Origin of the sequence: Arthrobacter sp. NPDC058130, from assembly GCF_042884475.1 — a bacterium.
In the GTDB taxonomy this organism is placed as follows: domain Bacteria; phylum Actinomycetota; class Actinomycetes; order Actinomycetales; family Micrococcaceae; genus Arthrobacter.
In genome coordinates this window covers 151,201-165,522 of sequence record NZ_JBHVTV010000010.1, presented here as the reverse complement: position 1 = coordinate 165,522, position 14,322 = coordinate 151,201, and the positions used below count along the sequence as shown (strand labels likewise).

Below are 14,322 nucleotides of genomic sequence, written 5' to 3'. Positions count from 1 at the left end.
CCGCAGCGTCCTACGAGGCCCGGGCGTGCTGGTGCCGGCTGACCTCGGCGATGAACGACCGGATGATCCGGTCGCCGTCGGCTGAATCCTGGGGCCGGTGCCCGCCCGCGGCCGTGCGGTGCAGGGCGCCGGTCTCGCGCAGGTACCCGGCGATTTCCTCATACAGCGGTTCCCAGCCGCCGGTCAGCACCAGCGTCGGCACGCCCGGCACGATCTGCAGCGGGGCCTCCCACGGCGGCGCCTGCAGCCGGAGCCGGCGCGCCGCCCGTAGCGCCTCCGGCGTCGTGGCCCCCGGGGCATCCGCCGCAAACGCGCGGCGGATGAACTCGCGCTGGAAGTCGTCGTCGCTGAGGTTGTGCCGGACGTCGAAGAGCGGCTGCATGAGCGCCCGGTGCGCGGCGGTGGCCGGGAGCTCGGCGGTCAGCGACAGGCAGGCCGGCTCCACCAGGGTCAGCGACTGGACGAGGTCGGGCCGCTCGACGGCGGCCATCATGGCGGCGATGGCGCCCTGCGAGTGGGCCACCACATGGCCGCCGGCCTCGCCGCGGCCATCGTCCGCCAGCGACGCGAGCACGATTGCGGCGTCGGCGGCGAAGTCGGTTTCCAGCGGTTCCGCGACGGCGTCAAAGCCGTGCCGACGCAGGAACAGCGCGTCGTAGTCCAGCGCCATTCCGTGCTGCTTGGGCCACGCTGCAGCGCCGAAGCTGCCATCCCCGTGGACGAAGACTACGCGCTGCTTGAACATGGTCTAACCCTATGGCAATCGAGAGCCGATGCCGCCGGCGACACAGTCCCGGCGGCATCAGCAGCTGCGGCTACTTGCTGCCGCCGAGGAACTTGTCGAAGCCCTTGGGCAGGTTCAGCTGGGACGGATCGAAGTCGCCGCCCTGCTGGCCGAACGACGCTCCCGTGGGCAGCGCCTTGGCGCCGGCCGCACGCCGGGCCTCGGCGTCACGCAGTTCCTGCGCGGCCTTGGCCGGGTTGCCGGAGCGGGCCTTCTTCTTCGGCGCCGTCTTGGCTCCCTTGCGGGCCCCGCCGCCGCCCATGCCGGGCATCCCCGGCATTCCGGGCATGCCGCCGCCGGCCGCCATCTTCTTCATCATCTTCTGGGCCTGGGCGAAGCGCTCCAGCAGTCCGTTGACCTCGGAGACGTGCACGCCGGAACCGCGGGCGATGCGGGCCCGGCGGGAGCCGTTGATGATCTTCGGAGCCACACGTTCGTGCGGGGTCATCGAGCGGACAATGGCCTCGACCCGGTCGATCTCGCGCTCGTCGAACTGCTCAAGCTGCTGCCGGATGTTTTGCGCACCCGGCATCATCATGAGCATTTTCTTCATGGAGCCCATGTTGCGGATCTGCTGCATCTGGGCGAGGAAGTCATCGAGCGTGAAGTCTTCCTGGTCGGCGAACTTCTTCGCCATCCTGGCGGCTTCATCCTTGTCCCAGGACTTCTCGGCTTGCTCGATCAGGGTGAGGACGTCACCCATGTCGAGGATGCGCGAGGCCATCCGGTCCGGGTGGAAGAGCTCGAAGTCGTCCACGCTTTCGCCGGTGGACGCGAACATGACCGGCTTGCCGGTTACCGACGCGACGGAGAGCGCGGCACCGCCGCGGGCGTCGCCGTCGAGCTTGGACAGCACTATGCCGGTGAAGTTGACGCCCTCATCGAAGGCCAGGGCCGTGTTGACGGCGTCCTGGCCGATCATGGAGTCGATCACGAAGAGGACTTCGTTCGGGACGATCGCGCGGCGGATCTGGCGCGCCTGCTCCATCATGTCTGCGTCGACGCCGAGACGGCCGGCGGTGTCCACGATCACGACGTCGTGGAGGGTGCGCTTGGCTTCCTCGACGCCGGCACGGGCGACGGCGACCGGGTCACCGGCGGGGTGGTCCAGCTCGGTGGACGTGGCGCCCGGGTGCGGGGCGAACACGGGCACGCCGGCGCGCTGGCCGACCACCTGCAGCTGGGTGACGGCGTTGGGGCGCTGGAGGTCGCAGGCCACCAGCATGGGGCTGTGCCCCTGGGACTTGAGCCACTTGGACAGCTTGCCGGCCAGCGTGGTCTTGCCGGCACCCTGGAGGCCGGCGAGCATGATGATGGTAGGCCCGGTCTTGGCGAGGCGGATCCGGCGGGTCTCGCCGCCGAGGATCTCCACGAGTTCCTCGTTGACGATCTTCACGATCTGCTGGCTCGGGTTCAGCGCACCGGAGACCTCGGCGCCGAGGGCACGCTCGCGCACGCGGCCGGTGAACTCCCGGACCACGGGCACGGCGACATCGGCGTCCAGGAGGGCACGCCGGATCTCGCGGACTGTGGCGTCAACGTCCGCCTCGGTCAGGCGGCCCTTGCCACGCAGATTCTTGAAGGTTGCTGTCAACCGGTCAGAGAGTGAATTGAACACGCGCCGTGCACTTCTTTCAGTGGATGTACAGGTGGCGGCCGGTGCGGCACGCCAGCGTCGCGGCCGGTGTTCGCCTGGGCGAACCGCCGCGACAACAGGACTCGACTATCTAGGGTACCAAGATGCGCCTTCAAGATGGCATGCTGGCTTAGGTGACCAGCCAAACAACTGTAAAAACCCTGCTCATCCTGGGCGCCTCCGGCGATCTTACCGGCAGGCTCCTGTTGCCGGGGCTGGCCCGCCTGGTGGCCCGGGGCCGCGCCGACGGCCTCACCCTGGCCGGGGCGGGATCGGACGCCTGGACGCCGGAGCAGTGGCTGGGCCGCCTCGAGGACTCCTTCGCGGACGAGGACGCCCAGGCCGATGCCCACGGCAAGCGGGAGCTCAAGCGGATCCGCCAGGACAGCACCTACCACCAGCTCGATGTCACGGCCGAGGGCCAGCTTGCCGGGCTGCTCGCCCGGCTGGAGGGCCCCGTGGCGGTCTACTTCGCCCTGCCGCCGCGCGTCAGCCAGCTCGCGTGCGAGGCGCTCTCGCTGGGGGACGTGCCCGCGGGCACCCGGCTGGTCATGGAGAAACCGTTCGGCTCGGACGAGCAGTCGGCACGGCACCTGAACAGGACGCTGGCCGCGCTGGTCCCGGAGGACCACATCCACCGGGTGGACCACTTCCTCGGCAAGGCGACCGTCCTGAACATCCTGGGCCTGCGCTTCGCGAACACGTTCCTGGAGCCGGTGTGGAACCGGCAGCACATCGAAAAGATCGAGATCATCTTCGACGAGGACCTCGCCCTCGAAGGCCGCGCCCGCTACTACGACGGCGCCGGCGCGCTCCGCGACATGATCCAGAGCCATCTGCTGCAGATCATGGCCCTCATGGCTATCGAGCCGCCGGCCTCAGTGGACGAACGCGACCTCCGCGACGCCGTGGCCACCGTGCTGCGGGCCAGCAGCATCCAGGCCCCGTACCGCCAAAGCACCCGCCGGGCACGGTACACCGCGGGTTCGATCGACAGCCGGAAAATTCCGGACTACGCCAAGGAGGACGGCGTGGACGCGTCCCGGGGCACCGAGACGCTGGCCGAGGTCCAGGTGCAGATCGAGAACTGGCGCTGGCAGGGCGTGCCGTTCATCCTGCGCTCGGGCAAGGCGCTGGGCAAGAAACGCAAGGAGGCCGTGGTGACCTTCCGGCCGGTGCCGCACCTGCCGAAGGGCTTCACCGGCGTGGACGCCCCCAACCAGCTGCGGATCGGTTTTGGCCCCGACACTCTGCAGTTCGACGTCGACGTGAACGGCCCGGGCGATGTCCTGAGCCTGGACCGGGCCACGCTGCAGGCCGAACTGAGCGCCTCCGGGCTCCTCCCCTACGGTGAAGTGCTGGAGGGCGTCCTGACCGGTGATCCGCTGCTCTCGGTGCGGGCCGATACCGCCGAGGACTGCTGGCGCATCCTGGCGCCGGTGTTGAAGTCCTGGACCGCCGGGCATGTCCCGCTGGAGGAATATCCGGCCGGGACCTCGGGCCCGGACGGCTGGCCGGCGTAGCCCCGGAACCAGCGCCGGAGTCTTTCAACAGCGGAGTCTTTCAACAGCGGAGTGTTTCAACGGCAGAGTCTTTCAACAGCAGACACGACAAAGCGGGCCGGATGCCATTTCAGGCGTCCGGCCCGCAGTGTCAGCGCCGCGTTATCTGTTCCCAGTTCCGGGGCGGAGCGGGGAGCAGCTAGATCGCTGCCGAACCGCGCTCTCCGGTGCGGACCCTGACAGCCTCGAACACATCCATCGTCCAGACCTTGCCGTCGCCGGCCCGGCCGGTGTTCGAACTGGCGATGATGACATCGAGGATGTCGTCCGCCTGTTCGTCGGTGGCCAGGACTTCGACCCGGATCTTGGGCAGGAGGTCCACGTTGTACTCGGCCCCGCGGTACACCTCGGTATAGCCGCGCTGCCGGCCGTAGCCGCTGGCTGCACTGACGGTGAGGCCCTGCACACCGTAGGCTTCCAGGCCTTCGCGAATTGCCTCAAGCTTTTCCGGACGGACGATTGCCGTGATCAGTTTCATGCCCCCACACTTTCCTTACCCGTTGCGTTCTGCTTGCCGTTGGACGAAACATCCACGGGTGAAACGGTCTCTTCGCCCTGCGGCTTGCCGGTGATCAGTTCGTGCAGCGGCTGGAAGCTGCCGCCGTGCCCGCCGACGCCGAACTCGTAGGCGGTCTCTGCGTGCAGGCTCAGGTCCACACCGACGACTTCCTGTTCCTGGGAGACCCGGAAGCCCATGAGCTTGTGGATCGGGAAGGCGATGATGAAGGTCATCACGGCGGTGAACGCGATGGCCATCAGGGCCGCGAGGGTCTGGGCGACCAACTGGGTGGTGCCGCCGCCGTAGAACAGGCCCGCAGCGCCCTGGGTCGGGGTGGCGAGGAAGCCGATGGCCACGGTGCCGATAACACCGGCGACGAGGTGGACGCCGACGACGTCGAGTGAGTCGTCGTAGCCGAACTTGAACTTCAGGCCGACGGCGAGCGCGGAGGCCAGACCGGCCACGACGCCGAGGGCGATCGCGCCGAGCGGGGACACGTTGGCGCAGGCAGGGGTGATGGCGACGAGGCCGGCGACCACGCCGGAGGCGGCACCGAGCGAGGTCGGGTGACCGTCACGGAAGCGTTCCACGGCGAGCCAGCCGAGCATGGCGGCGGCCGGGGCGGCCAGGGTGTTGATCCAGATCAGGCCGGCCTGCTCCACGGTCGCGGCGGCACCGGCGTTGAAGCCGAACCAGCCGAACCACAGGATTGCGGCGCCGAGCATGACGAACGGAATGTTGTGCGGGCGGTGGTTCGGGTCCTTGCCGAAGCCCTTGCGGTTACCAATGATCAGGACCAGGATCAGGCCCGCGACGCCGGCGTTGATGTGGACCACGGTGCCACCGGCGAAGTCGATGACCGGCGCGAACGTCTGGCCGAACCAGCCGTCAGCGGAGAACAGCCCGCCGCCCCAGACCATGAACGCGAGAGGTGCGTAGACGAGGGTGGCCCAGATGGGGGTGAAGACCACCCAGGCGGAGAACTTGGCGCGGTCAGCGACTGCGCCGGAGATCAGGGCCACCGTGATGATGGCGAAGGTGGCTGCGTAGCCAACCTTGAGCAGATCAGCAGGCTCGGTGAACCCGTGCAGGCCGAAGTGGCTGAACGGGTTGGCGAAGATCTGGAAGAAGTTGTCCTCGTTGCTCGTAGCCATCGAAGCGCCCCACAGGACCCACATGATGCCCACGGTTCCAATGGCGACGAAGCTCATCATCATCATGTTCAAAGCCGACTTGGCGCGAGTCATGCCGCCGTAGAAGAATGCCAGGCCCGGGGTCATGAACAGCACGAGTGCCGCGGCGACCAGGAGCCAAACGAGACCTGCGGTGAGTTCCATGGTCTACGTCCTCTCTTGCAATAGGTGCGGACGAGTCCGCCGGTCCCAACGCATTATTTGCGTTCTACAACGAGTTTCGCGGGGCTGTGTTTCGCTGGCTGAGGATTTAGATTGCCGGGTTGTTACAAGAACCTCCCGGACGTAAATGGTGCATCTCACACTTGTTACGGTTATGTTTCATCGGTTTAATTTCCGCGCTTGAAAGACCCGCCGCCAGCCGGCCCCGCAACAGCCCAAGGACGAACGCAACATGAGCAACACCTCCCGCCCCGCCGGCGAAGCCGCAGCCAAGGTGCCCCCACCGGCTCCGGGGCGGTCCCGGCTGCCCCGGGACATCAAGGTGATGCTGGTAGCGGCCTTCCTGATCGCCATCGGATTTGGCCTCGTTGCACCGGTCCTTCCGCAGTTCGCCACCACGTTCGACGTCGGCGCGACGGCGGCCGCCGTCATCGTGAGCATCTTCGCGTTCATGCGGCTCGTCTTCGCCCCGGCCGGCGGCGCCCTGATCGTGAAGCTGGGCGAACGGCCCGTCTACGTGGCGGGCCTGCTGATCGTGGCGGCGTCGACGGCGGCCTGCGCGTTCGCCCAGGACTACTGGCAGTTGCTGGTCTTCCGCGGACTGGGCGGGGCGGGTTCGGTGATGTTCACTGTGGCGTCAATGGCGCTCGTGGTCCGGCTCGCGCCGCCGGAAAGCCGCGGCCGGGTCTCCGGTGCCTACGCCTCGGCGTTCCTGATCGGCAACGTCTGCGGCCCCATCGTGGGCGGGCTGCTCGCCAGCTTCGGCCTGCGGGTGCCGTTCCTTGCCTACGCGGCGGCCCTGGTGCTGGCGGCCCTCGTGGTGCAGACCCAGCTCAGCCATGTCCCGGCCGCTTCACGCCAGTCCGGCGCGAAGGCCCCGGCGATGGAACTGAAGGACGCGCTGCGGGACAGCGCCTACCGCGCCGGCCTGTTCTCAAGTTTCGCCAACGGCTGGGCCACCTTCGGGGTGCGGATGGCCACGGTGCCGCTCTTCGCAGTCGCGGCGCTGGGGGCGGGCCCTGAATCGGCCGGCTGGGCCCTGGCCGTGTTCGCGGGCGGAAACGCGGTGGCGCTGACGTTCTCCGGCCGGCTCGCGGACACCCTCGGCCGCAAGCCGCTCCTGCTGGCCGGGCTGCTGGTCACCGGCACCGCCACGGCGGCGATCGGGTTCACGCACCAGCTGCCTTGGTTCCTGCTCGCCTCCGCGTGCGCCGGGATCGGCTCCGGGCTGCTGGGTCCGGCCCAGCAGGCCGCCATCGCGGACGTGATCGGCAATGAGCGCTCCGGCGGCCGCGTCCTGGCGGTTTTCCAGATGGCCTCCGACAGCGGCGCGATTGTGGGGCCCGTGGTGGCCGGGCTGCTGGCGGACCGGCTGGGCTACGGATGGGCCTTCGGGGTCACCGGCGGCATGCTGTTGGCTGCCGCCGCCGTGTGGTTGCCCGCCCGCGAAACATTCGGCCGGCCCGCCGCGGAACGCGCCTGACCTGCGGCGTTGCCGCCACCGGCTGGCGTGCGCCGGGCCGCGTCCGTGACCGGCGTCGGGAACCTTGTCCACGACGATGACCAGGACGTTCCGGTCAGCGGGGGCCGACTCCCTTGGCTAAGCTGGGGGCACGTGCCACAAACTTCCGGAGGTAATCCCCCATGGCCAGATTCGACTCTTCCCCCGGGAAAGCCGATAGCCCCGACCCCGCCGATCCCGCGAATGAGGGAATGCCCGCGGGTAAACCCGCTGGGAAAACCACAGGAAAAAACGCAGGAAAAAGGAAGCGCGCACGGCTGATCGCCGGCGCCGGAATCATCACCGTCGTCGCCGCGACGGCGGTGCTGGTACCGATCGCACTCGGCAACCCGGCCCCGGCCCCGCCGGCCGCATCCGAACCGGCGTCCGAACCGGCGTCCACCCCCGCCGAGGCGGGGCCTCCGGTCACCTATTACCAGCAGCCGGGTCCGCCGGCCGGGTCGCCTCTGGAAAAGGTTGAGCCCCTGAAGGTCGACGTCTCCAACGACCTCGTGGGCACCTCCCTGAACAAGGGCCTGACCGGCATCTCCCTGGAGGCCACTGACCTGGCTGACCCGGACCTCAGCAGCGACAACGCCTCGATGGTCAAGCTCCTCAAGGAGATCGACCAGCCCGTCCTGCGCTTCGGCGGCAACGCCGTCGACCGGCGCTTCTTCTGGACCTCCACCGGCGAGGCTGTCCCCGGCGACTACAAGGGCGACAAGACGCACCCGGTCAAGGCCGTGGGCCCGGCAGACCTGGCCCGGCTCAAGACCCTGCTGGAGGCCGGCGACGCCAAGGTCAGCCTCACGGTGGACCTTGGCCACTACAACCCGGCCCGGGCCGCGGACATGGTCAAGAACGCCTCGGAGATCTTCGGCGACCGGCTGCTCAGCATCACGGTGGGCAACGAGCCCAACGGCTTCGTCTTCAACGACGTCAAGACCGGCAGCGGCTACAGCCTGGAGCAGTACGTCCGGGAACTCAAGGACTACGCCAATGCCATCTATGCCGTGGCTCCGAACGTGCCGATCTCCGGCCCCGGCGCCTATGACCAGAAGTGGTGGCAGCCGTTCATCGATGCGGACATCCCGCAGAAGAAGATCCTGTCGTTCCACAACTACCCGCTCTACAGCTGTGACGGCAGTGACCCCAAGGGCTCTCCGACCATGGCCAACCTGATGAGCCAGCTGATGCACGACCGCGCCGCCGATTACCAGCAGGCGGCCATCAAGGTAGGACAGGCCGCCGGCCTGGAGACCTGGCTCCCGGAAACCGGGATCGCAGCCTGCCCCGGCTCCAACGAGACCTCCCGCACCCACGCCTCGGCCCTGTGGGCGGCTGACTATTCCCTCAATGCCGCCCAGCTGGGGATTACCCGGATCGGCTTCCACAGCTCCCTGCTCACGTGCAAGGGCGGCCCGCCCCTGTCCGCCATCTGCAGTGCCGGCGCCTACCCGTTCGGCAACGGCCAGATGTCCGGCCGCGCCAACTTCTTCGGCATCTCCATGGTGGCCGAGCTCGAGGCCGGCAAGTTCATGAAACTGAACAGTTCCGGAGGCGGCCTGGCGTTCAGCTACGCGCTGCAGAACGCCGACGGCAGCACCAGTGTGGTGATCGTCAACGAAAGCGACCCCGAAAAGGCCGCGCAGACCGACGTCACGCTGAATCTGCCGGGCAAGCCGGTGACCGGGACCATGACCCAGCTCAGCGGTCCCAGCTACACCGCCGAGGACCAGACCGTGATCGACGGCGCCAAGACCGAGCCGACGCCGCTCGCCAAGCGCGCCACGGTCCCCGGGTTCGCGTACAAGTCCCAGACGCAGCAGTTCAAGCTGACCGCCGGTACAGTGACGGTCCTGAACTTCAAGTACTAGCAGCCACAACAGAGAATGCCCCGGTCCTTGATGGACCGGGGCATTCTTTGTTTGCGGTGCAGGCTAGTTCAGCAGCGCATCCACGAAGCCTTCGGCCTCGAACGGCGCCAGGTCATCGGCGCCTTCGCCCAGGCCGATCAGCTTCACCGGAACGCCGAGGGCCTTCTGGATGGCGACGACGATGCCGCCCTTGGCGGTGCCGTCCAGCTTGGTCAGGACGATCCCGGTGATGTTCACGACCTCGGAGAACACCCGGGCCTGGTTGAGCCCGTTCTGGCCGGTGGTGGCGTCCAGGACCAGGAGCACCTCGTCCACTTCGGCAAGCTTTTCGATGACGCGCTTGACCTTGCTGAGCTCGTCCATGAGGCCCACCTTGTTTTGCAGCCGCCCGGCGGTGTCGATCATGACGACGTCGACTTCCTGGTCGATGCCGGCCTTGACGGCCTCGTAGGCCACCGACGCCGGGTCTGCGCCGGCGATGTCCGACTTCACAGTGGGCACCCCGACGCGCGAGCCCCATGTGGCCAGCTGCTCGGAGGCGGCGGCGCGGAAGGTGTCGGCGGCGCCCAGCAGGACGTCCTTGTCCTCGGCTACCAGCACGCGGGCGAGCTTGCCCACGGTGGTGGTCTTGCCGACGCCGTTGACGCCCACCACCATCATGACGGCGGGCTTGTCGTCATGCCGCTCGACGTTCAGGCTCCGGTCCATGGTGGGGTCTACGATCTTGATCAGTTCCTCGCGGAGCAGGGCCTTGACGTGCTCCGGGTCCCGCGTTCCGATCACCTTGACGCGTTCGCGGAGCGCGTCCACGAGCTGCATGGTCGGCTCGGTGCCGAGGTCCGCCAGCAGGAGGGTTTCCTCGACCTCATCCCAGACGTTTTCGTCGATCTTGTCCGCCGACAGTAGGGCCAGCAGTCCCTTGCCCAGGACGTTGTTGGACTTGACCAGCCGCTCGCGGAGCCGGGCGAGGCGTCCGGCCACCGGCAGCGGGGTCTCCACGGGAACGGTTTCGAGCCCGGCGACGTCGTCCGGAACCTCGACGGTTTCGGTTTCTTCGAGCCCGACGGCGTCCGGCGCGGTCCGTGCCGGTGCCGGCGCAGTCGCGGGACGGTCCTCCACCAGGGTTCCGGCGCCCGGAGCCTGCACGGGGTCGTTTTCGTCCCGCGTGCCGAGATACTTTTTGGTGGTCTTCCGGGTCTTCATCAGCACCGGGATCAGCAGGCCGAGGACCACCAGGACAGCGAGAATGGGCAGAATAATGGGGAGGATGTCGTTCACTCCCCTAGCTTCTCACAAACCCCAAATGGGCCGTGGCCAGCGATTTCGTGCGTTGAGCCTCTACGCCGGAGGCTCGCCCTGTACTTCAGCGGCTAGACCTCCACACTGAGCCGCTGGCTGATCACCGTGGAGACGCCGTCGCCGCGCATTGTGACGCCATAGAGCGCGTCGGCGACTTCCATGGTGCGCTTCTGGTGCGTGATGACGATCAGCTGGCTGGATTCGCGGAGCTCTTCGAAGATCGTGATGAGCCGGCCCAGGTTGGTGTCATCGAGGGCGGCCTCGACCTCGTCCATGACGTAGAAGGGCGAGGGCCGCGCCTTGAAGATGGCCACCAGCAGCGCCACGGCAGTCAGGGAACGCTCGCCGCCGGAGAGCAGCGAGAGCCGCTTGATTTTCTTGCCGGCCGGACGGGCTTCCACTTCGATGCCGGTGGTGAGCATGTCGGAGGGGTCGGTCAGGACCAGCCGGCCCTCGCCGCCGGGGAACAGCCGGGCGAAGACGCGGACAAACTGCCGGGAGGTGTCCTCGAACGCTTCGGCAAAGACTTTCTGGACGCGGTCGTCGACTTCCTTGATGATGTCCAGCAGGTCCTTGCGGCTGGATTTCAGGTCTTCGAGCTGGGTGCTGAGGAACTGATGGCGCTCCTCGAGCGCTGCGAACTCCTCGAGCGCCAGCGGGTTGACCTTGCCAAGGGCTGCGAGGTCGCGTTCGGCGCGTTTGAGCCGTTTTTCCTGCTCCTCCCGCACGAACGGCTTGCCCTCGGCGATCTCGCGGCCGTCCTCGTCCACCGGGGCGCGCAGGGCGGCCCATTTGTCTGCCGAATCGTCGGCCGGCACCGGGACGGGCCGGTCCGGGCCGTAGTCGGCCACGAGCTGCTCGGCGGTGAGCCCGAGCTCCTCCACGCTCTTCAGTTCCAGCGCCTCGATCCGCAGCCGCTGCTGCGTGCGGGCGAGTTCGTCGCGGTGCACGGAGTCGGTGAGTTCGGCCAGCTCGCGGGCCAGGGCGTCGTTGCCGCTGCGGACCCCGGCAAGGTCACGCTCCATCACTTCCCGGTGTTCTTCTGCGCTGTCCCGTTCGCGCCGGGCCAGTTCCACGGACACGTCGATGAACCCGATCACCTGCTGCACGGCGGCGGCGACGGCGGCGGCGCGCCCGGCCTGGAGCCGGCGGCGGCGGGCCCGTTCCGCAGCTTCCTCACGGGCGCGGCGCTCGGTGGCGGCGGCCCGTTCCAGTGAAGCCGCCCGGTTCCGGGTGGCCGTGAGTTGTTCCTCGGCGCTGCGCAGGGCGAGCCTGGCCTCCATTTCGGCCGTGCGGGCCAGCGAGGCGGCCAGGGCCAGGGCGTCGCGGTGCTCCGGGGAAGGTTCCTGCTCCTCGGGGGCGTCGGTGGCCGCAGCAAGCCGTGCCGTCACGGCTTCCAGTGCGGCCTGTTCGCTGACAATCTGGGCCTCGGCCCTGGCCAGTGACGCGGCCAGGCGGTCGCTCTCCCCGACCGCACTGCGCAGCACCGCGTTCAGGTGGCCCAGGCGTTCGGCGACGGCGGCGAGTTTCGCGTCGGAGTCGTGAAGTTTCGCGAGGGCCGCGTCCGCACGGTCCTGGGCTTCGGCGCGCCGGGCCCGCGCGGTGGCGAGGGCGAAGCGGTTGCGTTCGAGTCCGGCGGTGACCGCGGCCAGCTTCGCGGCGGCGTCGTCGACGGCGGCCTGGACTTCCAGCAGCGACGGCGCCGAGGCTGAGCCGCCGGTCACGGTGAGGGCCGTCAAGACGTCCCCGGCCCGCGTCACAGCGGTGAGCTCCGGATGCGCGGCGATCAGCTGCGCCGCCGCGTCCAGATCATCGACGACGGCGATGCCCGCCAGCAGGGCGGCCATCGGCAGGCCGGCGGCGTCCGGATCTGCCGCGGAAACCAGCTCGGCGGCCCAGCGCGCGCCGGCAGGAAGAGTGGGTGGAAGCGTTGCCGCGCCGCGCGGCGAAGACCCGGCCGGGTCGTCGGCGAGCAGCAGTGCGGCGCGGCCGGCGTCGTCGTCTCGCAGTAACCGCACGGCCGCGGCGGCCGTCTCCTGGTCCCGGACCACCACGGCGTCGGAGGCGCTGCCGAGGGCGGCAGCGACGGCTGCCTCGAATCCGGCCTCCACCGTGATCATGGCCGCCAGGGATCCCAGGACGCCGGAGCCCAGTTCCCCGGAGGCCGCGCCGAGCACGTGTCCGGAGCCGTCTTTGCGGTTCAGGCCGAGCTGGAGGGCATCGCGGCGGGCCACGAGGGCGCCGCGTTCCCGTTCGCCCTCACGCTCGGCCGCTTCCAGCTCGGCGATCCGGGCGAGGACTGCGTCCAGGTCAGTGCTGGCGGCCTCGTAATCGGCGTCGAGCGATTCCTCGCCGTCCTCGACCCCCGCCACCTGCGTTTCCAGGGCGGTGAACTCGCTGTGCGCCTGCCGGCGGCGTTCCTCGCCCGCCTTTTGGGATTCGCGGAGCCGGCCGAGCTCGGACTGGGCAGATTCGACGCGGGACCGTGCCGCGCCGACCTGTCCGGCGAGCTTGGCCAGGCCTTCGCGCCGGTCCGCGGCGGCCCTCAGCAGGGCCGCGAGACGCTTATCCTCGGCGGCGGCGGCCTGTTCGGCGTCCTGCTTGGCGGCTGTCGCGCCGTCCAGGGCCCCCGTCCGGTCCAGGATCTCCTGTTCCAGCCCGGCCTGTTCGTCACGGACACGGGCGGCCTGCTTCTCCAGCTGGTCCGGATCCCGGCCGGTGTCCGGAACCACGTCCGCGGCGCCAAGCAGCCGCCGGCGTTCCTCGGCGAGCGAGCCGAGCGAGCGGAGCCGTTCGCGCCCGGTGGAGAGTGAATACCAGTTTTCCCGCGCGGCGTTCAGCGCGGGCGTGGCCTCGGCCGCGAGCCGTTCCAGGGCCGCCTGGCGCTGCCGTCCGGCGTCAAGCTCGCGTTCGACGACGGCGCGGCGCGCCTTGAGCGCGGACTCATCCGCGACGTCCTGCGCCAGCGCGGACTGCAACTGGACGAGGTCGTCGGCCAGGAGGCGGGAGCGGGCGTCGCGGACCTCGAACTGGACGCTCTGGGCACGCCGGGCCACTTCCGCCTGCTTGCCCAGCGGCGTCAGCTGCCGCCGGATTTCGCCGGTGAGGTCATTGAGCCGGGACAGGTTGGCCTGCATGGCCTCGAGCTTGCGGACCGTTTTTTCCTTGCGGCGGCGGTGTTTGAGGATGCCGGCGGCCTCTTCGATGAAGCCGCGCCGGTCCTCGGGGGTGGCGTGCAGGACCTTGTCCAGCTGGCCCTGGCCGACGATCACGTGCATCTCGCGGCCCAGGCCCGAATCGGAGAGCAGCTCCTGGATGTCGAGCAGCCGGCAGCCGGCGCCGTTGATGGCGTACTCCGAGCCGCCGGTCCGGAACAGGGTGCGCGAGATCGTCACCTCGCTGTATTCGATCGGGAGGGCGCCGTCGCTGTTGTCGATGGTCAGCGAGACGTGGGCGCGGCCCAAGGGCGGCCGGCCGGAGGTGCCCGCGAAGATCACGTCCTCCATCTTGCCGCCGCGAAGGGTTTTGGCTCCCTGTTCGCCCATGACCCAGGCCAGCGCGTCCACCACATTCGACTTGCCCGAACCGTTGGGGCCCACCACGGCGGTGACGCCCGGTTCGAATTCGAAGGTCGTCGCTGAGGCGAACGACTTGAATCCCCGGACGGTCAGGCTTTTGAGGTGCAAGGTGCTTCGGGTCTCCTGCTCGGCGGACTGGGCCCGCTGTTCGACGAAAGCATGATTCGACACGGACGCGGGTGTTCGGGGTGGCCCCTGATACTTACAATCTACTGCGCGGCGGCGGTCATT

Annotated in this window: 9 protein-coding genes; 3 read left to right on the top strand and 6 right to left on the bottom strand. The window is 68.9% G+C overall.

All coding sequences use genetic code 11. From position 1 onward, the window contains the following. Positions 1-10 precede the first annotated feature (10 nt). Both ACFVTM_RS16805 and ffh read right to left on the bottom strand, forming a co-directional pair. Complete coding sequence (locus tag ACFVTM_RS16805) at positions 11-745, bottom strand: alpha/beta fold hydrolase (RefSeq protein WP_390204802.1); 735 nt, start codon at positions 743-745, stop codon at positions 11-13. 70 nt (positions 746-815) lie between these two features. Further along, the gene (ffh, locus tag ACFVTM_RS16800; RefSeq protein ID WP_390204800.1) at positions 816-2,402 is read right to left on the bottom strand and encodes a signal recognition particle protein; all 1,587 of its coding nucleotides are present in this window, start codon (positions 2,400-2,402) and stop codon (positions 816-818) included. Positions 2,403-2,554: 152 nt separating this feature from the next. Between ffh and ACFVTM_RS16795 the strand changes: the two genes are divergently transcribed. Beyond that, a complete protein-coding gene (locus ACFVTM_RS16795) occupies positions 2,555-3,943 on the top strand; it encodes a glucose-6-phosphate dehydrogenase (RefSeq protein WP_390204799.1) in 1,389 nt (462 codons plus the stop codon). Between the two features lie 178 nt (positions 3,944-4,121). Here the strand turns inward: ACFVTM_RS16795 and ACFVTM_RS16790 are convergent, their stop codons facing one another. Together ACFVTM_RS16790 and ACFVTM_RS16785 are read right to left on the bottom strand one after the other, a co-directional pair. After that, positions 4,122-4,460: a P-II family nitrogen regulator gene (locus ACFVTM_RS16790; protein WP_028276847.1), complete on the bottom strand. Its 339-nt coding sequence runs from the start codon at positions 4,458-4,460 to the stop codon at positions 4,122-4,124. After that, on the bottom strand, positions 4,457-5,818 hold the full coding sequence (locus ACFVTM_RS16785; RefSeq protein ID WP_390204798.1) for an ammonium transporter: 1,362 nt from the start codon (positions 5,816-5,818) through the stop codon (positions 4,457-4,459). The genes ACFVTM_RS16790 and ACFVTM_RS16785 overlap by 4 nt, the downstream gene beginning before the upstream one ends. A gap of 250 nt (positions 5,819-6,068) precedes the next feature. Between ACFVTM_RS16785 and ACFVTM_RS16780 the strand changes: the two genes are divergently transcribed. Together ACFVTM_RS16780 and ACFVTM_RS16775 are read left to right on the top strand one after the other, a co-directional pair. Next, a complete protein-coding gene (locus ACFVTM_RS16780; protein ID WP_390204796.1) occupies positions 6,069-7,319 on the top strand; it encodes an MFS transporter in 1,251 nt (416 codons plus the stop codon). Positions 7,320-7,549: 230 nt separating this feature from the next. After that, positions 7,550-9,214 carry a hypothetical protein gene (locus ACFVTM_RS16775; protein WP_390204794.1) on the top strand — a complete coding sequence of 555 codons (1,665 nt, stop codon included), beginning with the start codon at positions 7,550-7,552 and terminating at the stop codon, positions 9,212-9,214. Positions 9,215-9,277: 63 nt separating this feature from the next. Here ACFVTM_RS16775 and ftsY read toward each other — a convergent pair whose 3' ends face one another. Both ftsY and smc read right to left on the bottom strand, forming a co-directional pair. After that, positions 9,278-10,492, bottom strand: coding sequence for a signal recognition particle-docking protein FtsY (ftsY, locus tag ACFVTM_RS16770; RefSeq protein ID WP_390204792.1), 1,215 nt, complete (start codon positions 10,490-10,492; stop codon positions 9,278-9,280). 92 nt (positions 10,493-10,584) lie between these two features. After that, entirely contained in the window at positions 10,585-14,199 is a 3,615-nt protein-coding gene (smc, locus tag ACFVTM_RS16765; RefSeq protein WP_390204842.1) for a chromosome segregation protein SMC, read from the bottom strand. Positions 14,200-14,322: the final 123 nt, after the last annotated feature.